The sequence below is a fragment of the Paracoccus seriniphilus genome (genome assembly GCF_028553745.1).
GTDB lineage: Bacteria > Pseudomonadota > Alphaproteobacteria > Rhodobacterales > Rhodobacteraceae > Paracoccus > Paracoccus seriniphilus.
The window spans coordinates 219,255-238,395 of record NZ_CP067129.1 but is presented as its reverse complement, the minus strand read 5'-3'; the positions used below and the strand labels follow the sequence as shown (position 1 = coordinate 238,395).

Annotated in this window: 21 protein-coding genes; 9 read left to right on the top strand and 12 right to left on the bottom strand. The window is 61.0% G+C overall.

The window, feature by feature from the left end; translation table 11 throughout:
• Nucleotides 1–630: an ABC-type transport auxiliary lipoprotein family protein gene (locus JHW44_RS01145; protein WP_089344856.1), complete on the top strand. Its 630-nt coding sequence runs from the start codon at nt 1–3 to the stop codon at nt 628–630.
• Between the two features lie 269 nt (nt 631–899).
• On the opposite strand, the gene JHW44_RS01140 is transcribed toward JHW44_RS01145, so the two are convergent.
• The 5 genes from JHW44_RS01140 to JHW44_RS01120 form a co-directional block, all read right to left on the bottom strand.
• Nucleotides 900–1,610 carry a 5'-nucleotidase, lipoprotein e(P4) family gene (locus JHW44_RS01140; RefSeq protein ID WP_089344855.1) on the bottom strand — a complete coding sequence of 237 codons (711 nt, stop codon included), beginning with the start codon at nt 1,608–1,610 and terminating at the stop codon, nt 900–902.
• 62 nt (nt 1,611–1,672) lie between these two features.
• Nucleotides 1,673–2,926 (bottom strand): MFS transporter, encoded by a 1,254-nt coding sequence (locus tag JHW44_RS01135; protein ID WP_089344854.1) that lies wholly within the window; start codon nt 2,924–2,926, stop codon nt 1,673–1,675.
• A gap of 123 nt (nt 2,927–3,049) precedes the next feature.
• The gene (locus tag JHW44_RS01130; RefSeq protein ID WP_089344853.1) at nt 3,050–3,643 is read right to left on the bottom strand and encodes a LolA family protein; all 594 of its coding nucleotides are present in this window, start codon (nt 3,641–3,643) and stop codon (nt 3,050–3,052) included.
• 90 nt (nt 3,644–3,733) lie between these two features.
• Nucleotides 3,734–4,957 (bottom strand): UbiH/UbiF/VisC/COQ6 family ubiquinone biosynthesis hydroxylase, encoded by a 1,224-nt coding sequence (locus JHW44_RS01125; protein ID WP_089344852.1) that lies wholly within the window; start codon nt 4,955–4,957, stop codon nt 3,734–3,736.
• Between the two features lie 64 nt (nt 4,958–5,021).
• Nucleotides 5,022–5,873, bottom strand: a complete 852-nt coding sequence (locus tag JHW44_RS01120) for an SDR family oxidoreductase (protein ID WP_089344851.1) — start codon at nt 5,871–5,873, stop codon at nt 5,022–5,024.
• A gap of 96 nt (nt 5,874–5,969) precedes the next feature.
• On the opposite strand from JHW44_RS01120, the gene JHW44_RS01115 reads away from it, so the two are divergent.
• The 5 genes from JHW44_RS01115 to JHW44_RS01095 all read left to right on the top strand — a co-directional run bounded on the left by JHW44_RS01115 (nt 5,970) and on the right by JHW44_RS01095 (nt 10,111).
• Complete coding sequence (locus JHW44_RS01115) at nt 5,970–7,454, top strand: AMP nucleosidase (RefSeq protein ID WP_179217740.1); 1,485 nt, start codon at nt 5,970–5,972, stop codon at nt 7,452–7,454.
• A 150-nt stretch (nt 7,455–7,604) separates the two neighbouring features.
• Nucleotides 7,605–7,904 (top strand): HU family DNA-binding protein, encoded by a 300-nt coding sequence (locus tag JHW44_RS01110; RefSeq protein WP_089344850.1) that lies wholly within the window; start codon nt 7,605–7,607, stop codon nt 7,902–7,904.
• Nucleotides 7,905–8,027: 123 nt separating this feature from the next.
• Complete coding sequence (locus JHW44_RS01105) at nt 8,028–8,909, top strand: DMT family transporter (RefSeq protein ID WP_089344849.1); 882 nt, start codon at nt 8,028–8,030, stop codon at nt 8,907–8,909.
• Between the two features lie 59 nt (nt 8,910–8,968).
• Nucleotides 8,969–9,682: a cytochrome c biogenesis CcdA family protein gene (locus JHW44_RS01100; RefSeq protein WP_089344848.1), complete on the top strand. Its 714-nt coding sequence runs from the start codon at nt 8,969–8,971 to the stop codon at nt 9,680–9,682.
• 18 nt (nt 9,683–9,700) lie between these two features.
• Nucleotides 9,701–10,111 carry a thioredoxin family protein gene (locus JHW44_RS01095; protein ID WP_089344847.1) on the top strand — a complete coding sequence of 137 codons (411 nt, stop codon included), beginning with the start codon at nt 9,701–9,703 and terminating at the stop codon, nt 10,109–10,111.
• Between the two features lie 218 nt (nt 10,112–10,329).
• Here JHW44_RS01095 and JHW44_RS01090 read toward each other — a convergent pair whose 3' ends face one another.
• Complete coding sequence (locus tag JHW44_RS01090) at nt 10,330–11,055, bottom strand: outer membrane protein (RefSeq protein WP_089344846.1); 726 nt, start codon at nt 11,053–11,055, stop codon at nt 10,330–10,332.
• Nucleotides 11,056–11,357: 302 nt separating this feature from the next.
• Here JHW44_RS01090 and JHW44_RS01085 point away from each other — a divergent pair, with 302 nt between their 5' ends.
• Complete coding sequence (locus JHW44_RS01085) at nt 11,358–12,338, top strand: glycosyltransferase (RefSeq protein ID WP_245847203.1); 981 nt, start codon at nt 11,358–11,360, stop codon at nt 12,336–12,338.
• A 53-nt stretch (nt 12,339–12,391) separates the two neighbouring features.
• Nucleotides 12,392–13,534 carry a UDP-galactopyranose mutase gene (gene glf / locus JHW44_RS01080; RefSeq protein ID WP_089344845.1) on the top strand — a complete coding sequence of 381 codons (1,143 nt, stop codon included), beginning with the start codon at nt 12,392–12,394 and terminating at the stop codon, nt 13,532–13,534.
• Nucleotides 13,535–13,541: 7 nt separating this feature from the next.
• On the opposite strand, the gene JHW44_RS01075 is transcribed toward glf, so the two are convergent.
• The 6 genes from JHW44_RS01075 to JHW44_RS01050 all read right to left on the bottom strand — a co-directional run bounded on the left by JHW44_RS01075 (nt 13,542) and on the right by JHW44_RS01050 (nt 18,417).
• Nucleotides 13,542–14,135 (bottom strand): hypothetical protein, encoded by a 594-nt coding sequence (locus JHW44_RS01075; protein ID WP_089344844.1) that lies wholly within the window; start codon nt 14,133–14,135, stop codon nt 13,542–13,544.
• A complete protein-coding gene (locus JHW44_RS01070) occupies nt 14,132–14,953 on the bottom strand; it encodes an ABC transporter permease (RefSeq protein ID WP_089344843.1) in 822 nt (273 codons plus the stop codon). Before JHW44_RS01070 ends, JHW44_RS01075 begins: the two co-directional genes overlap by 4 nt.
• Nucleotides 14,950–15,675 (bottom strand): ABC transporter ATP-binding protein, encoded by a 726-nt coding sequence (locus tag JHW44_RS01065; RefSeq protein ID WP_089344842.1) that lies wholly within the window; start codon nt 15,673–15,675, stop codon nt 14,950–14,952. The genes JHW44_RS01070 and JHW44_RS01065 overlap by 4 nt, the downstream gene beginning before the upstream one ends.
• Before the next feature lie 2 nt (nt 15,676–15,677).
• On the bottom strand, nt 15,678–16,133 hold the full coding sequence (locus JHW44_RS01060; protein WP_419182512.1) for a cupredoxin domain-containing protein: 456 nt from the start codon (nt 16,131–16,133) through the stop codon (nt 15,678–15,680).
• Between the two features lie 128 nt (nt 16,134–16,261).
• A complete protein-coding gene (locus tag JHW44_RS01055; RefSeq protein WP_089344840.1) occupies nt 16,262–17,221 on the bottom strand; it encodes a YVTN family beta-propeller repeat protein in 960 nt (319 codons plus the stop codon).
• Entirely contained in the window at nt 17,218–18,417 is a 1,200-nt protein-coding gene (locus JHW44_RS01050; protein WP_089344839.1) for an ABC transporter substrate-binding protein, read from the bottom strand. Before JHW44_RS01050 ends, JHW44_RS01055 begins: the two co-directional genes overlap by 4 nt.
• A 161-nt stretch (nt 18,418–18,578) precedes the next feature.
• On the opposite strand from JHW44_RS01050, the gene JHW44_RS01045 reads away from it, so the two are divergent.
• Entirely contained in the window at nt 18,579–19,136 is a 558-nt protein-coding gene (locus tag JHW44_RS01045) for an SRPBCC family protein (protein WP_245847190.1), read from the top strand.
• Nucleotides 19,137–19,141 lie beyond the last annotated feature (5 nt).

The window sequence follows — 19,141 nt, the reverse complement described above, 5'->3', positions numbered from 1 at the left end:
ATGCACCGTTCAAGTTTTGCTCTGCTGGCCCTTTTCGCCTTGCTGCCGGGATGCTCGATCATTTCCGCACTGGAGGGGGGGCCGGATCGGGACGTGTTTGAACTGCGCGCGCCCAGCTTTGAACATACATCCTGCGGGCGCCGCCATGCAACCGAGCTGGTCGTTGAGTTGCCCAAGACCCGTGGCACGCTGGACAGCGAGCGCATCATGATCCGCCCCTCGGCGCTTCAGACCCAGTATCTGCCCGACGCGGAATGGGGAGATACCGTCCCCGTCACCCTGCAGCGCCTGCTGGTGCAGGGATTGGGCAGCTATGACAGCTTCAGCCATGTCGGTCGCGCGCCGCTGGGGCTGGCCGGCGATTATGCCCTGATCAGCGAGATCGATGCCTTCAATGCCCGGATCAATGGGGATGCGATCACCGTCAGAATGGCCGTCAAGGCGCAGCTGGTGCGCGAAATGGACGCCAGCGTGGTTTCGCGCGAAGCTTTTGACATCGAGATTCCCGCCGCCAGCAGCAAGACCGCCGACCTGATCCCGGCCTTCGATCTGGCGGGACAGGAACTGACTGCACAGATGACGCAATGGGCATTGCGCGCGACGGGCGTGAACCCGTCATCTTGCCGTTGATCGCCATTGCTTGCCATCAAGAGACATAGGCAACAGCACCTACGTAATCGCGCGAATAGCCTGACGGACCGAAATGTTCGATAAGGATGCAAGTCGAGGCAAGCAGACATGCCGAGACCTTTTTCATGGTGTTATTTCTAGGTCGTACAAGCTGTCCGACCCTGAGCTTGGGTAGCGAGTAGCAGATTTACAAGTAATTAAAATCAATACTTTTTTCGATTCGCCGCCGGAAGTGCATGCCCCTCTTCAGTGCATTCCGGCGGTTTTTTTCATGTTCGGCCCGATGATCTTGCAAGTGGAGCCTTCCAGGGCATGATCTCGGCATCCATCCATTTGCCATGAACCGCATTGGGAAAGACGATCCAGTCCACACCAAAGCGATGGGCGTGATCCTCGGTCAGGCGATGCTGGTGCTGCAGATCGTCAGTGGCAAAACCGCCATCGAAATCATGCAATGTGTCCCCCAGCTGAAGGATGATGCGATAGTCGCTTTCGATCGCGGCGCGCCGCACCGATTTCGGCGGACCGAACAAAAGCACATGATCGGCATCCACCTGCGGTAATCCAAGCCGGGACAGGGTCGCGATCGTCGCCATCTTGTTTTCATCGAAACGGTCGGAAACATAGAATATCGTCACGCCCAGCCTGTCGGCCAGGGCCAGGAAATCGGCGGCACCGGGAATCAGATGCGGGTCGCCTTCGCGCTCCCACAGTTTCCAGGTTTCGATATTGTCGTGGCGCTCGTCCAGGGTCATTGCATGTGCCATGACCGCCGAGTTGTCCAGAATCGTCTCGTCGATATCGGACATGATCGCCAGCCCCTGCCCCTGACCGCCTGCGGCATCGACCGCCGCCTGCAGGCGCAGGGTTGCCAGGGCATAGCATTGCCTTTGCAGCGCCTTGATCTCGGCTGACTGCTGCTGATAGCGGATGGCCACCGCATGTTCGCGCGGATGACGGTTTGCACTGTGATCGCTCATGGTTGGCCCTTGTTGATTGCGTTGCGGACGCTAGGTGGCGCCGGGCGAAAGGTCAAATCCGCTTACGCTCCTGCTGACCTCACCATGGGCATCTGCGATGGCTTTTCGCGTACCGGCAAATGGATCAGCGCGCTTATCGCCCCGACACCCACGCCGACCCACCAGACCAGCGTGTAATCGCCATAGCGGTCGTAAAGCGCACCGCCCAGCCAGACCCCCAGAAAAGAGCCGATCTGATGCGACAGGAACACGAATCCATACAGCGTTCCCATGTAGCGCAGACCATAAATATAAGCGACCAGACCCGAGGTCAGCGGCACCGTTGCCAGCCACAGCGCCCCCATGACCAGAGAAAACAGGATCACCGTCTGGGGTGTGATCGGCGCCAGGATAAAGGCCGCTGCGGTCAGCGTGCGCAGCGCATAGATTCCGGCCAGCAGATATTTCTTGCTGTAGCGCTTGCCCAGCCACCCGGCCAGAAGCGATCCGGCGATATTGGCCAGACCGATCAGGCTGATTGCAATGGCCCCCAGCGCCGAGGTGCTGGTGATCCCGATGGAGGCCAGCGTGCCAAGGGGGCTGATCGGTCCGCACATCTCGGTAATCATGGCCGGGAAATGGGCGGTGATGAAACCCAACTGATAGCCGCAGGAAAAGAAGCCGATAAAGATCATCAGAAAGGACGGGTCGCGAAAGGCCCGCCCCAGCACGCTGCCAAGGCTCTCTTCAAGCTCGTCGCGGCTGGCGGGTTTGCCGCCTCCAAGCATGGGCAGGAACAGCAGACAGCCCAGCACGATCACGCCAAAGATGATGAAGACAGCCTGCCAGCTGTAGAATGCCAGCAATATCTCGGCCAGAGGGGCGCCAAAGACCTGTCCGGCCGAACCCGCCGCCGTGGCGATCCCCAGCGCAAGGCTGCGGTTGTCATCACTGGCCGCCCGGCCGACCACCGCCAGAATGACACCAAAGCCGGTTCCCGCGACCCCGAATCCGACCATCACCTCCAGCAACTGCATGCTTGCCGGGGTGGTGGCAAAGGCCGTCAGGATCAGGCCTGCCGAATACAGCAGCGCGCCCAGAATGATCGCCCAACGATCCCCCCATCTTTCGGCAAGGGCGCCAAACAGCGGCTGTCCGATGCCCCAGGCCAGATTCTGGATGGCGATGGCCATGGAAAATTCGGCACGCGGCCATTCGAACTCGGTGCCGATCGGAATCTGAAAAACTCCGAAACTGGCCCGCAGCGCAAAATTGATCATCAGGATCAGGCAGCCGCCAATCAGAACGGGTGTGAAAAGGCGGGCTTGCGAGGTCATGGTGTCACCTGTGTAGCAATGTGTCACAGATGGCGTTGGACCCCGGCGGGCAAAAAATCAAGCCAGCAAGATGTTTCCGCCTCCCACCGGGGCCATGGGCACGGCCCGCGGTGAGGCGGGAGCTTACTTGTGCCGCGCCATCTCGGCCGAGATCGAGAATTTCGACGATGGGATCGAATTCACCCTGCGCATTTCACCCAGGATCACCGTCGTCTTCTCTCCGGCATTGTCGGTGACCACCCATTGCCGCAATTGCGTCGGACTGGTGAACACCATCTTGATATTGCCATACTCGGGGTGCGCGGGATCCTGCGCGGTCACGACGGTCGAATTCTTGGCCTCGGCATAGCCGGTGACCATATTGGCCCGCCCCAGGTTCACATTGGCATCAAGGATGATCGACAGCGGCGTTTTCGACAGCGGATATTGCTGCGGTCCGGCATTGGACTTCGGATCGAACACCGCCACCGAACCTGCGGAAGCCAGAACCAGCGTCTGGTCATTGTTATATTCGAAACGCGCCCGGCCCGGCCGCTGGATATAGACGGTCCCGGTCGAAATCGTGCCATCGGGATTCACCTGCGTGAACTCGGAGGTCACGGTTTTCAGGCTGTTGAGATAGCGCGAGATCTCGTTCAGCGGAATCTTCTCGGCCAGGGCCGGAAAGGCAAGGGCAAGGACAAGGGCGGGCGCAAGGGCGAGCGATCTGATGTTCATGGTCGGATCATATCCTTTTCATCTGGCACTGCACATCACGTCTGACGGAACGATTTGGGTCTTCCTGCTCTCGGCTTCGTGACAGCCCGGTCAGAGCGCCCGTCCGGTCAGCAGGCGCGGCATCGGATCCACCGACAGGCCAGCGGCCTGACGCATGAAGCCTCGGCGCAGCGAGGGGATGGCTGTCACCGCCCCCATGCCCAGCCCGCGCGCCGCGCGGATCAGCGGATTGTCCGTGCCGAAGATCTGATTGACCGCATCCATTCCCAGCGCAAGGCTGGTCGCGTCGAAACGCCGCCAGCCCTGATAGCGTTCCAGCACATTGATGGCGCCGATATCCTCGCCACGTCTTGCGGCATCGACCAGGGTCTCGGCAAGGGCGGCAACATCGCGCAGGCCCAGATTCAGCCCCTGCCCGGCGACCGGATGCACGCCATGGGCGGCATCTCCGACCAGCGCCACGCGGGCCACCACATAGCGTTCGGCCAGCGACAGGCTGAGCGGATAGGAAAAGCGCCGCCCCGCCAGCGAAACCTCGCCCAGATATTCTCCGAAACGCGGGCGCAGCACATCCAGAAAGTCCCTGTCGGACAATACAGCAATGGCCGTTGCATTTTCGCGCGTCTCGGACCAGACCACGCTGCTGCGATTGCCCGGCAGGGGCAGGATCGCAAGCGGCCCGGTCGGCATGAAATACTGCTGGGCAATGCCCTGATGATCGTGGTCATGGTCAATCGCGGCCACCAGCGCGGTCTGGCCGTAGTCCCATCCCCTGCGCGCAATGCCCGCACGACGGGCCACGCCCGATCCGCGACCATCGGCACCGATCAGAAGCCGGGCGCGAATCCGGCTGCCGTCTGACAGATGCCCGGTCACGCCTGAATCATCCGTGTCATGATCGATCACCGACAGTCCCGACCGATGATCGACATTGTCGGTCATCCCGCCCAGCAGCGCCCGATAGAGGAAGCGGTCCTCCAGCATATAGCCCACGGGGCCTTCTTCGATCTCGGCACTGTCGAAATGCAGAAAGAAGGGCGCAGCCCCTTCGCCCGGCTGGCCCTGCGACGCCTTCACCTGTCGAATCGGCTGGCACTTTTCTGCCAGATCGCCCCACAGTCCCAGCGCCGCCAGCAGCCGTTGCGAGGCCACGGCCAGCGCATAGGCGCGACCGTCGAACCCCTCATCCGCACGGGCATCCGCCGGTCGCGGATCGACAACGGCCACACGCAATCCCGCCCCGGCCAGAGCCAGCGCCAAGGTCGGGCCGTTCAGCCCGCCGCCTGCAATCAGAACATCGACATCATGTTTCATCGCCGGCGATCATGCACGGACAGCGGGCAAAGACAATGCGGCCCGTTGCCGGAATGGCGCGACATCACGCCTCGGCCTTCAGAATCGCGATCAGCGCACTGCGGTAATCGGGATAGCGCAGGCGGATGCCCAGATCGCGTTTGATCCGGTCATTCCGCACGCGCTTGCTGTCGGCATAGAAGGATCGCGCCATCGCGCCCATATCGGCCTGATCAAAGCTGACCTCGGGTGGGGGCTGCACCCCCAGCAATTCCGCCGCGCAGGCAATGATGTCCTGCGGCGGCGCGGGATCGTCATCGCACAGATTGTAGATCGCCCCCGGATCGGGCGATGCCAGGGATGCCAGCAGAACCTGGGCAATATCCTCGACATGAATGCGCGAAAAGACCTGCCCCGGCTTGATGATCCGCCGCGCGGTGCCCTTGCGGATCTTGGCAAAGGGGCCACGTCCGGGGCCATAGATGCCGGCAAGGCGAAAGATATGCAGCGGCAGATCATGGGCGCGGGCCAGATCCTGCCATGCCCGTTCGGCCCGGACGCGGGCCCTGCCCCGTTCTGTCGATGGGTCCAGCCTGCTGTCCTCATCGACCCAATCGCCACCGCGATCTCCGTAAACGCCAGTCGTGGACAGATAGCCCAGCCAGCGCGGGTTTGCCGAGCCCAGATCCGCCGACAGCGCCAGCAGAACCGGATCTCCGTCAGATGTCGGCGCGGCTGATACCAGAATCGCATCGGCACGGGCGATGGCATCGCGCAGGCGCGTTTCCTCTCCCGGCCAGATCAGCGGGTCGGCCCCTGCAGATGCAACCCTGTCGGGCGATCCCCGCGTGGTGCCAGTGACGTTCCAGCCGCGCGACACCAGCTTGGGTGTCAGATAACTGGCGGTATAGCCGTGACCAATAATCAGCATTTCCATGACAACAAGGTAACGGCGCGACGATCCCTGCGCCAGACGCTTGCTTGATGGCGGTGGCGCTGGCAGGCTTTGGTGAACGAGAAGGACCAAAGACATATGGACATGGATTCCCGCTATCTTCCGGTGGAAACACCCCCCGCAGCGGCGCGCGAACAATTTGCCGATCCGGCCGCCGCCGTTGCCCGGCTGCAACAGCTTTACACCGAAGCCACGCAGTTCCTGCTGGGCCATTTCGGGCGTCTGATCGAAGGCGAAAAGCCACGGGCACGCTATCGCGCCTTCTATCCCGAACTGAGACTGACCGTCGCCAACCATCCGCAGGTGGATTCGCGCCTGTCCTTCGGCCATGTGGTGGCGCCGGGCAGCTATGCCATTACCGTGACCCGTCCCGACCTGTTCGAAGGCTATCTGAAGGAACAGATCGCCCTGCTGATCAAGAACCATTCGGTGCCTGTCACAGTCGGGCTCAGCGATACGCCGATGTCGGTGCATTTCGCGGTCGCCGCGCATAGCGATCTGGCGGTGCCGCAGGAAGGCGTGCTGGACTTCTCGCTGCGCGATGTCTTTGACGTGCCCGACCTGAACACGATGAATGATGACATCGTCAATGGCGTGGCCCAGCCCATGGCCGATGGCGCGCAATATCTTGCGGCCTTCACCGCGCAGCGGGTCGATTACTCGCTGGCGCGGTTGCAGCATTACACCGCCACCGCGGCCGAGCATTTCCAGAATTTCGTCCTGTTCACCAACTATCAGTTCTACGTCGACGAATTCGAGGCCTTTGGCCGCCGCGCCCTCTCTGACCCGGAATCGGGTTACAGCAGCTTTGTCGCGCCGGGCAATCAAGAGATCCACGGCCCCGATGATCCGCTGACTCCGCTGTCCAAGATGCCGCAAATGCCCGCCTATCACCTGAAAAGGGCGAATGGTCAGGGGATCACGCTGGTCAATATCGGGGTCGGCCCATCCAACGCCAAGACCGCCACCGACCATATCGCGGTGCTGCGACCGCATGCGTGGTTGATGGTCGGGCATTGTGCCGGGCTGCGCAACAGCCAGCGGCTGGGAGATTTCGTGCTGGCCCATGCCTATCTGCGCGAAGATCACGTGCTGGACGACGATCTGCCGGTCTGGGTTCCCATCCCGGCGCTGGCCGAGGTTCAGGTGGCGCTGCAGGAGGCCGTGGCCGAGGTGACGCGTCTGGACGGATATGAACTCAAGCGGATCATGCGCACCGGCACCGTCGCCACCATCGACAACCGCAACTGGGAATTGCGCGACCAGTCCGGCCCGGTCCATCGCCTGTCGCTGTCGCGGGCCGTCGCGCTGGACATGGAAAGCGCCACCATCGCAGCCAATGGATTCCGATTTCGCGTGCCCTATGGCACCCTGCTCTGCGTCAGTGACAAGCCGCTGCACGGAGAGTTGAAACTGCCCGGCATGGCCACGGATTTCTATCGCACCCAGGTCGCCAACCACCTGCAGATCGGAATACGCGCCATGGAGAAACTGCGAGAGATGCCGCTGGAACGCATCCATTCACGCAAGCTGCGCTCTTTCAGCGAGACCGCATTTCTCTGATTTGGCAGCGAGCACACGCTGCAACGCCGCTTTTGGCAGGATAAGCGAAAAGGGCTTGATCTGCCGGACAAAACCGTGTGTAGCAGGCGTTATGCCGCAAAAGGCGCAATTTGTGGGCCCGAACAACAGGGCAAGAACGGAGACAGAATAATGGCTACGCCTTCCGCAAAACCGATGACCAAGACGCAACTCGTCACCACCTTGGCCGAGGAAATGGGTTCGGACAAGAAATCGGCTTCGGCTGTGCTGGACGCGATCGCGGCTGTTGTGACGCGTGAAGTCGCCAATGGCGGCGCCGTGACCCTGCCCGGTATCGGCAAGATCGCTTGCCGCGCTCGCCCCGAGCGTCAGGTGCGCAACCCCCAGACCCAGGAAATGATGACCAAACCCGCTGACAAGCAGGTCAAGGTCACTGTTGCCAAGGCGCTGAAAGACAGCGTGAACAGCTGATCCGCATTCCGGATTGACGATCAGAACGGCCGCGCCATTGCGCGGCCGTTCTTCGTTGCGCCCTTCACCTTCAAGAAGACCTCTGCTAGCCATGCTGCACGACATGCAGAAGCAGGAGGCTTCATGGACTTGCGCGCAATCCTCATGGGTCTGGTTTTCGGGATCATGTGGGCTTCGGCCTTTACCTCGACACGAATGATCGTGACGGAAATCCCGCCACTCATGGCGCTGTCCCTGCGCTTTGCCCTGTCGGGCGTTCTGGGCGTTCTGATTGCCTTTGCCATGGGCCAGACGTGGAAAAACCTGACCAGAAATCAATGGCGTGCCATTGTCATTCTGGGTCTGTGCCAGAATGCGCTCTACCTGGGTCTGAACTGGGTTGCCATGCAATGGATCCAGGCCGGACTGGCCTCGATCATCGCGGCAACCATGCCACTGATCGTGGCCCTGCTGGGCTGGCTCTTCATGGGTGAACGGTTGAAGCCGATCGGCGTCCTTGGCCTGGCCCTTGGGGTGGCAGGGGTGGCGGTGATCATGGGCGCGCGACTTCAGGGGGGCAGCGATCCGGTCGGCATCGCCATGTGTTTCCTGGCTGCCCTGGCGCTGGCGATCGCGACCTTGACCGTGCGCGGCGCCAGTTCCGGCGGCAATGTCATGATGATCGTCGGCCTGCAGATGCTGGTCGGCGCAGCGACATTGGCGCTGATCTCGCCCCTCTTCGAAACATGGTCCCTGCACATGTCTGCCCGCGGCCTGATTGCCTTCATCTACACGGTTCTGGTGCCGGGCATTGCCGCTACATGGGTCTGGTTCATTCTGGTCGGTCGCATTGGCGCGGTGCGTGCCGCGACCTTCCATTTCCTGACCCCCTTTCTGGGCGTCACCATCGCGGCCGCCTTTCTGGGCGAATCCCTGGGACCAAGCGATGTGGTCGGGGCGCTGATTGTCGCAATCGGCATCCTCATGGTGCAGATATCCAAGGTCAATTCGATCACGCGCACGTGAACCCAGCGCTGTAACGCCATCCTGTTTCCGCACGTATGGTCGGAAAACAGGATGGACAAATGACGCTGATTTTCGCCTATCTCGCCGGGCTGCTGACCCTGATAAATCCCTGCGTCCTGCCGGTGCTGCCCATCGTGGTGACTGGCGCATTGGGCAAACATCGGCTGGGTCCGGTCGCCATGGCTGCGGGGATGAGCCTGTCTTTCGTGATCCTGGGACTGACGGTCGCCGCCTTCGGCCACGCGATCGGCCTGACCGAGGACCGGTTGAACGGCATTGCCGCCATCGGCATGCTGGCCTTTGGTGCCGCGCTGCTGATGCCGCAGGCGGGCGCGCTGTTCCAGACCGCCACCGCCGGATTTGCATCTCGTGCCGATGCGGGCATCGACAGAACGCAGGGCGCGGGGCTGGCAGGTCAGGCCGCAGGCGGTGTGCTGCTGGGCGCCGCATGGAGCCCCTGCATCGGGCCGACATTGGGTGGTGCCATCGCGCTGGCCAGCGGTGGCGGCAGCCTCTGGCAGGCAGGTGCCATCATGGCAGCCTTTGCCGCCGGCGTAGCGACGCTGATCCTTGCGCTGGCCTATGGCGCACGCGATCTGCTGATGCGCAACCGCGCCCGCGCCCAGGCCCTGGCCATCCGCGCCAGACCCATGATGGGACTGGTGTTCATCGCCGTTGGCCTGGCGATGCTGTCGGGCGTGATGCATCTCATCGAGGCTCTGGCGGTGCAGCATATGCCGCTTTGGCTTCAGGACCTTTCCGTTTCGATCTGACCTCAAGGAGACACCAGAATGAACCGCCGCGATTTTCTTGCCCTGACCGCCACGATCACATTGGTCGCCCCCATGGCCGCCCGTGCCACGCCGGCCAGCGTTGCCTATTCACCCGAGGCATTGCAATCCGCCCTTGCCCAGGGGCAGACCGTGTTTCTGGATTTCAAGGCCGATTGGTGTACGACCTGCGCCGCACAGGAACGCGTGATCGATGCCCTGCGCAGCGCCGACCCCGCCTATGATGAGGCCATCACCTTCATGCAGGTGGACTGGGATCAGTGGAAAGGCAGCCAGATCGTCAAGGATTTGTCGGTGCCCCGTCGCTCGACCCTGATTCTGCTGCGTGGCAAGACCGAACTTGGTCGCATCGTGGCCGGAACCTCGCACGGTCAGATCAAGGAACTTCTGGACCGCGGCCTGCCCGGCTGACCCGCTCGGCGCCGGGAATTTCACGTGGATTCCACCTTGATTTTTCAACCATAGCGGGAATCGCTGCCAGGCCGGAGAAAGGCTGTCGCGAATGGCACAGGCCTTTGTGGACGGTTTTCCCTGTTCCATTCCCAGTCGCGATCACAGCAGAAGCCATGCAATGAAAAGGCCGGCATGCTCAGGGCAGCCGGCCGAATTCTTGGGTGATGGAATGAAGCTCAGAAGCTGAAGTTCACGCCCATTTTCACGACGTGATGTTCCGGGGTGGCCTCGGTGCTGTATCCGGCGGCATCGGTCAGGGTCGTGCGACCGAAATCGCGGTATTCCCATTCACCGAAGACCGAGACGCGATCATTGATCATGCGCTCCACACCCAGACCAACGGTCCAGGCATTGGTGTCGAAACTGTCATCATAATCCATGCCTGCGCCTTCGACCTGATAGTCGAATTCTCCGCGCATGGCACCGATAATGCCATAGAACATGGTGTTCTGGGCTTCGTTCAGGATACCGGTCTTGAAACGCAGGGCAATCAGATTGTCCAGTTGCGATTCAGCCGAGGCCGAACCCGTATCGAAGGAATCGTCGGCGCTGCTGCCTTCATAGGCCAGTTCGGGACCATAGACGATTTGGCGGCCACGGAATTCGCGCTGCCAGCGATAACCCAGATGCACGCCATAGGTGGCACCGCTGAGATCGGCGCTGCCGGGGGTGGCAAGCAAGGCATCCGAAGGGTCGTGAATTCCGACGCGGTCATCCCCGCCGAAAACATATCCGGCGGACAGACCGCCATATGCGCCGGCCCAGTCCGCGACAGGTGCGGCGACGGGAGCAATCACCGGTTCTGCCACGACCGGAACGGTATAGCCACCAGCAGAGGCTACTCCAGTGGCTGCAACCAGCGCACCTGCAAACACAACTGGCGTCGTCAAATTGTTAAACATTTCAATATCCTCGATAAGCGAGCGAACGGGCAGAACGGACTCAGCAGTTCCGCATACCACCGGAATACGCGTGTTTTTATTTTGGATCAACGAAACGCACCGGCGAATGACGTTATACACGCCACAAAAAATTTTTGCGCGACTCTTCGATCACACGCAATAGGCGAGTTGGCGAGATTTCGCCCCTTCACCTTCTGCCATTGCAGCGGCAAGCTTGTATCATGTGATACGCTTTGCCAAGAGACCCTCATGGCCCGCTGGCCGTGAACCTGCGGGCCCCTCTGAGACAAAGGCGAATTTTCTTGGGACGACAACTTTCCTCATCTGAAAACCGGATCTCTGTCGCCGCCATCGTCGTGACCCATCGACGGCTGGAAAAGCTGCGTGAAACGGTGACCCGCCTGCTGGAGGAGCCGATCGATCACCTGATCGTTTTCGACAATGCCTCGGATGACGGCACCGCCGAATGGCTGCGACAGGTGCAGGACCAACGTCTTGTCGTCAGGTATAGCGCCAGAAATCTTGGCGGAGCGGGCGGATTCTCGGCCGCGATGTCGGATGCGCGGCAAATGATCGATGCAGATTGGACCGTCGTGATGGATGATGATGGCCGCCCCGAGCCGGGGGCCATTGCAGCCTTTCGCGAAATGGACCGCAGCGGCTGGGACGCGCTGGGGGCCGCCGTATTCCACCCCGATGGAACGGTCTGCGAGATGAACCGCCCCTATCGCAACCCCTTCTGGCGCGGACGGGAGTTCCTGCGCACGCTTGGTGGCAAGGGCCGCGCCGGATTTCACCTGCAGAACGATGCCTATCGCCCCGATGCGCCGGTGGTCGATGTCGACATGTCCTCTTTCGTCGGCCTTTTTCTGTCGCGCAACGCGCTTGCCACGGCCGGTGCGCCTGACCCGCGACTGTTCATCTATGGCGATGACCAGCTGTACACGCTGAACATGCGGCGCCGGGGGCTACGGATCGGCTTTGCCCCGCAGATCCGCTTTGAACATGATACCGAAGCCCAGCAGGCGGCCTCGGGCCTTGTACTCAGCCCGCTCTGGAAGGTCTATTACATGTATCGCAACGCCCTGATCGCCTATCGCGTGGCGGCGGGTGCCCTGTTCTGGCCGCTGGTGCCGGTATTGCTGATCAAATGGCGGCGAAAATCGCGCGACTACGGTGCCGATGCCGCGAAATTCCGCGAAATTCTGTCCATTGCCGTCAGGGATGGGCTGGCAGGACGGCTGGAGCGCAGCCATGATGAGGTTCTGGAACTGGCGAAATAGCCCTTCGCCTTGGGTCAGAGCAGAAAAGACACTCTTTGCCGCGGGTGGGCCGGATGCAGATTTTACTTGTTGGCGCGGGTCTTTCAGGTGCCGTGATCGCGCGCAGGCTGGCAGAGGCCGGTCATGATTGCCATGTCATCGACCAGCGCGACCATATCGGCGGCAACTGCCACACCCGCCGGGATGGCGAAACCGGCGTGATGATGCATGTCTATGGCCCGCATATCTTTCACACCGATGATCAGCAGGTCTGGGACTATGTGAACCGCTTCGCCGCATTCCAGCCCTTTCGGAACCGGGTCAAGACAACGGTCGGCGGCAAGGTCTATTCGCTGCCGATCAATCTGCTGACGATCAACCAGTTCTTTGGCAAGGCCATGCGCCCGGACGAAGCCCGCGAGTTCATTGACGGTCTGGCCGATCACAGCATCACCACTCCGCAAAGCTTCGAAGAGCAGGCCCTGCGTTTTGTCGGCGCCGATCTCTACAGGGCCTTTTTCAAGGGCTACACGGAAAAGCAATGGGGCTGCGCACCAAGCGAGCTTCCCGCCGCGATCCTGAAACGCCTGCCCCTGCGGTTCGATTACGACGACAATTACTTTTCCCATCGTTTTCAGGGCATGCCCAGGGACGGCTATACCCCGATGATCGCCGCCATTCTGGATCATCCCCGGATCACCATCGATCTGAGCACACCCTATAGCCCGGATATGGCGGAACAGGCCGATCACGTCTTCTGGTCAGGGCCTCTTGATGGCTATTTCGATTTTCAGCTGGGGCGGCTGGGTTATCGGACACTGGATTTCGAACGCTTTACCCATGATGGCGACTACCAGGGCTGCGCTGTGATGAACTATGGTGATCGCGAGGTGCCCTATACGCGCATCACCGAACACAAGCATTTCAGCCCATGGGAGCAGCATGAGCGCTCGGTCTGTTACCGCGAATACAGCCGTGCGGCCGGACCCGAAGACATCCCCTATTATCCGATCCGGCTGGTCCGGGAAAAGGCGCTGCTGCAAAATTACCAGCGCAGGGCAAAGGCAACGCAGGGCGTCACCTTTGTCGGTCGGCTGGGCACCTATCGCTATCTGGACATGGATGTGACCATCCGCGAGGCCATGGACACCGCCTCATTGTTCGAAAGCTGCCTGGCAAAGGGCGATCCGATGCCAGCAATGCTCACCCCATCCTGAAGCACCCCTATTGCAGATGCCCTGCAATGGCGCGGGCAAGCGCAAAGGCACGTTGTTCAAGGATGACCGGCGTTTCACAAACATAGGTCAGCGATTTCTGCCGCTCGATGAAGATGCGCTGATCCCAGTCCAAGGCTTCTTCTTCGGCATCGATGGCGTCGAAATCCGGTGGATCGGCGGCTTCAAGCCGGGCCATGGTTTCGCGCCGCTTTTCGATGGCCTGTGCAAGCTGGACCTGCTTTCGGCCATAGCGCGCGATCCCCTCGATCAGCGCCGAGCGGTCTGGCTCGATCCGGTTCAGGATGGCCACCATCAGAGCGGTCAAACCGTCATTGTCCGTTGTCCCGGCGAATTCGGCGATCTCGGCCTCGGCGGTTTCAATGGGCAGGCGACGCTGTTCCAGCCGGGCGGCCAGCGCCGAAATCTGTTCGTCCTGCGCCAATTGCATGATCCGGTCGTCAGGTATCGGTCCACTCCACATCTGGCCCAAGGAGAGATGCGGTTGCTTGCGCTGAATACACGGCCAGTCGGGATCCGTTCCATCGGCCGCCATGGCAGGACCGGCCAGCAAAATGGCCGTCAGGATTGCAGTCAGTTTCATCCGTTGCCCCTTCGGTTTTTCCAACGCCCCTTGCCGGGATCATACATGAAGATCGCCAGACCGAAAAACGCGGTCAGACAGCCCAGAACAACCGCAAGCGACAGCCAGTTCACCTGCAGGTAAAGGGCAAAGCGGATCAGTTCGACCGCATGGGTGAAGGGATTTACGGCACAAATGTCATGCAACAGCGTCGAGCTTTCCCGCATCCGCCACAGCGGGTAGAGCGCCGAAGAGGCAAAGAACATCGGGAAGATGACGAAATTCATCACGCCCGCGAAATTCTCCAGCTGTTTGATCGCCGATGACAGGAACAGCCCCATCGCGCCCAGCATCAGGCCCGACAAGATCAGCGCCGGCAGGACCGCAACATATCCCCACAGTGGCGGGCGGATGTCCCACAGCCATGCGATGGCCAGAAAGGTATAGACCTGAATGATGGACACGATGACGCCGGCAAGCAGTTTCGACCCCAGCAGGAACCAGCGGGGAAAGGGGCTGACCAGCAATGTCCGCATCGCCCCTGTTTCACGGTCATAGACCATCGACAGCGAGGACTGCATGCCGTTGAACAACTGGATCATCGCGCAAAGGCCCGGCGTCACATAGACTTCATACAGAACATAGGTGTCATAGGGTTCGGTGATCGACAGTCCCAGCACCGCACGAAACCCGGCGGCAAAGATGAACAGCCAGACAAGTGGCCGCACCAGAGCCGCCAGAAAGCGCCCGCGCTGATTGACGAAACGCAGTGACTCGCGCCGGGTGATCCCCGCGAATGCGATCAGCCATGCGCTGGCAGGAAACGCCTTGCGGGTCATGCAGCGGTTCCCGTCAGGTCCAGGAATGATCGCGTCAGCCCATCTGCGCCAGAAATCTCTGCCATGAGTCCCTTTTTCAACACCCTGCCCCGATGCAGGATGACCAGCCCGTCATCGGGCTGGATCTCGTCCATGATATGCGTTGCCCAAAGAACCGAAACACCGCTTTGGGCGACCAGTCTGCGCGTCAGCGACAGGACTTCGGCGCGCGATTTCACATCCAGCCCAACGGTGGCCTCATCCAGCAACAGCACGTCGGGGCGGTGGATCAGGGCGCGGGCGATCTCGGCCCGTCGCTGCTGTCCGCCCGAAAGCGCGGCGACCCTTTCGCCCAGCTTTTCTCTCAGCCCGACCTGTGCGATCACCTCGTCGATGCGCGCGCGGGCCCTGACCCGGCCGATGCCATGCAGGCTGGCGTGATAGGCAAGGTTCTGCAGCACGGTCAGATCGGCATCCAGCGCCCGGCTTTGAAACACCACGCCCAGACGGGCCAGCGCCTGCGCCGGTTCGCGACGCAAATCATGGCCCGCGACGCGGATCCTGCCGGAATTATTGTCATAAAGCCGCGTGATCAGGGAAAAGAGCGTCGTCTTCCCCGCGCCATTGATCCCCAAGAGTGCCGTGAAGCGCCCCCTGGGGATATCGAAGGACACATCCGTCAACGCCCGGACAGATCCGTAGCTGTGGCTGACCTGATCTATCTCCAGCGCGCTGAGGGTCATCGTCAGCGGATATTGAAGACGGCTTGCTGCGTCTCGCCCTTCGATCCGGGAATCGACAGCGTATAGCGCCCGGGAACAACGGCAACAAAGCTGATGGTCGCGGTGCCGGCATCGTCGAATTCCAGACTGTGGACCCCCATCGGCCGGATTTCGATATCCTCGATGACGATCTCATTCACCCAGATCGCGCGGAAGAAATCCCCCCCTGACAGGGCCAGTTCCTGGCTGCCATCGGCATTGATGTCCAGACGGTAGTAGCCGCCCGACTTGAGCGTGTATTCCGCCGTGGCCACGGGCTTGCCTGCTGCCAGCGTCAAGGGCGCCAGCTGGGTGCGGTTGTCACGCGCCATCAGGCCCGAAAAGCCATAGTCGAACCTGGCCCCGGCCTCGTGGACGCCCGCTTCGCCGCTTTCCTCCTCCTCATCATCGTCGTCGTCATCGTCTGCGTCCTGAGACATTTCCACAGCCGTTGCCGCCATGTCGTCATCGGACTGGGCGGCCGCTTGCTGGGCCGTTGCGGTCCCCGCCATAAGTGCCATCAGCATGATGAAACGTATCACTGGTTTTCCTCCCCCATGATAAGATTTCAGTCCGGCGCCACGACAACGCCCCAGGGCTGCTGTCCGACGGCGATGGATTTCACGACCTTGACCGCTTCGACATCGATCACCGAAACGTCGTTGGAATTGCCATTGGTCGTGAACAGATATTTCTCGTCCGGCGTGAAGGCCATTTGCCAGACCCGCTGGCCGACCAGCAGATAGTCCTGAACCTCATCCGTTTCGCCGTCGATCACCGCAACACGGTTCGCGGGCCCCAGGGCCACGAAGACCTTCTTGCCATCATTGCTGATCCGCACGCCGACCGGCTGGATCGCCTCGGGCAGCACGCCCGGAATGTCGAATTCGATCTTGTGGGTAATCGCCTGCGTCTGCGGGTCGATCACGCTGACCGTGCCGCCGATCTCGGAACTGACATATAGCTTGGAACCATCGTGATTGTACTGCGCAAAACGTGGGCGTGAATCGACCAGCACATTGCCGAAGATCTCGAAAGTTTCCGAATCGATGAAATGCGCCATGTTGGTCGTTTCAGACGTATTGATCACCACCTTCCCATCCGGGCTGACCCCCATTCCTTCGGGCTCGACCCCCACGGGAATTTCGGCCAGCACCTTGTGGGTCTGGGTATCCACGACGGTCACCAGATTGTCATCCTCATTGGCGACATACAGCGGATTGCCCGAGGGATGCAGGACGAACAGTTCCGGGTCAGGCCCCGATGGCAGGGTGTGCATTTCTTCCATGGTCTGCGGATCGAAGACCCGCACCAGATCGTCATCCGAGGCACAGACATACAACTCGCGCCCATCAGGGCTGATGGTGATCCCGCGCGGACGGTTCCCGACCGGATAGGTGCCGATCACCTCGAATGTGGCGCTGTCCAGAACCGTGACGTCATTTCCCTTTTCATTGCTGACAAAGACGCGGTTCGCGACAGAAGGCGTTGCCGCCAGACAAAGGCCGATAACGATAAGCGGTTTCATTCTGCCTCCGGGAATTTGCATTCGGTTTCAGCCCGATCGATACCCAGCGTATCCAGCCGGCTGGTCTGGTGGAGATATTGCTCTTGCGGGCTGACCGAGGTCATCAGCAACCCCGTGGTCAGCAGGATCGGCTGGCGCAGCTGGTGGTCCCAGTCGCGCAGGGTCAGCTTCTGCCCCTTGAAGCCCGCCACTTCGAAACTGTCGGACAACAGATATTCGCGCAGGGTTTCTGTATCGGACGAGCCACTGCGTGTCGCGGCCTCGCCCAGCATGCGCAGGGCCAGCCAGACCTGATAGTCGATTTCCCGCATCGGGCGGTTGGCCAATGCCTCGAAACGGTTCTGGAACTGGGACGCACCCCAAGATTCCATTGCCGGATGCCAGCTGCGCGGAACAAGCCCGGCAGATCCGGTGACCGGGCGCGGATCCCAGACCTGATAGGGCAGATAGGCGGCAAAGACATCTGCCTCATCTGCGGCAACGATCACGTCATGTTCCGCCGCACGCTGGGTAAAGACCGGGATCTGTTTTTGCACCTGCACATGGCCGGAATCCGTGCGCCGCGCCCCGCCGGTATCTTCATACAGGCGTTCCTCGACCAGTTTGGCCCCGAATTTGCGCGCTGCCCGGCGATAGGCCTCGGCCAGATCGGTATCTGCGGCATGGCTGCCTTCAATCAGGAACCAGCGCGACCAGTTCTTCCACATCAGGAACTGGGCCAGCGCATCGGCGATCATTGCATGGCTGGGGGCCACGTGGATCATGTTGAAGCGACAGTCGCGGCCACGCAGATTGTCACCACGTGCCGCCGCATTCAGCAATGTGATGCGGTCCCCCGCCTGATCGGCCAGCGCCAGCGTGGTGTCATCATCGGCCAGAAGCACGACGAAACCCACATCCTCGGCAATCAGCCGCTCCAGTTCCTCGGCGGCTGTTTCGGGCGCGACGACCACTTCTTCGGCCTCGAATTTCTGCCCCATGAAGCGCCCGGTGGTGTCATTGTCCTCGATGGCCAGACGCGCCCCGGCAAAACCCAGATCATCGGTCGCCAGTTCAAGACGAGAGATCGGCGGCAGATCCGGCCTGTCGACCCGCAACACGGCCGCGCGGATCACCTCGGGCGATGGCTGCTGGGCAACTGCAGCCGTCGCAAACAATCCGGCAATCGCCAGAAAAGCAAGGATTTCCCTGAACATTTTGCACTCTCCCCAGCTCATGTTGGGCCCGGGCATCCCGCAGGGCAAGACGTTTTTTATTCCCGCGCGGCACGGGAATGTTTTCCTAAGTCTTTGGTCGTATGGACGATGACGCCGGTGGCGATCATGCTCCACACGGGTTCACGGGAGGATGAAGAAATATGTTGAAAGCAATGTTCGGCCTGACCCTGGCTGCCGGCATGGCCCTTGCAAGCACGGCGTCGGCACATGGGCCCTCGCGACAGAAAACCCAGATGACGATCACCCTTGATGCCAGCCCCACCGAGGTCTGGGAGGTGATCGGGCATTTCGATGACATGAGCTGGCATCCTGCCGTCGCTTCGACCGAAATGACCCCCGAGGGCGCACCCGTCGATGTTCCCGATGAATCGACGCGAGTCCTGCATCTGAAGGCGGAAAGCGGCGATCCGACCATCACGGAACAGCTGATGAAGATCGACCCCGACAAGATGATGTACAAATACATGATCACCGATGTTGCGGTCGAGGTTCTGCCCGTCACCAATTATTCGGCGACGCTGCAGGTCAGTGACAAGGACGGCAAGGCCGAAGTTCTGTGGAAGGGAGGCTATTACCGGGGTTTTCCCAATAACGATCCGCCCGAAGAACTGAACGACGATGCGGCGGTTGCTGCGGTCACGGCCATCTACCAGGCCGGTTTCGATGCCCTGGCCGAACGTTTCGGCAAGGTGGAATAGGCCGC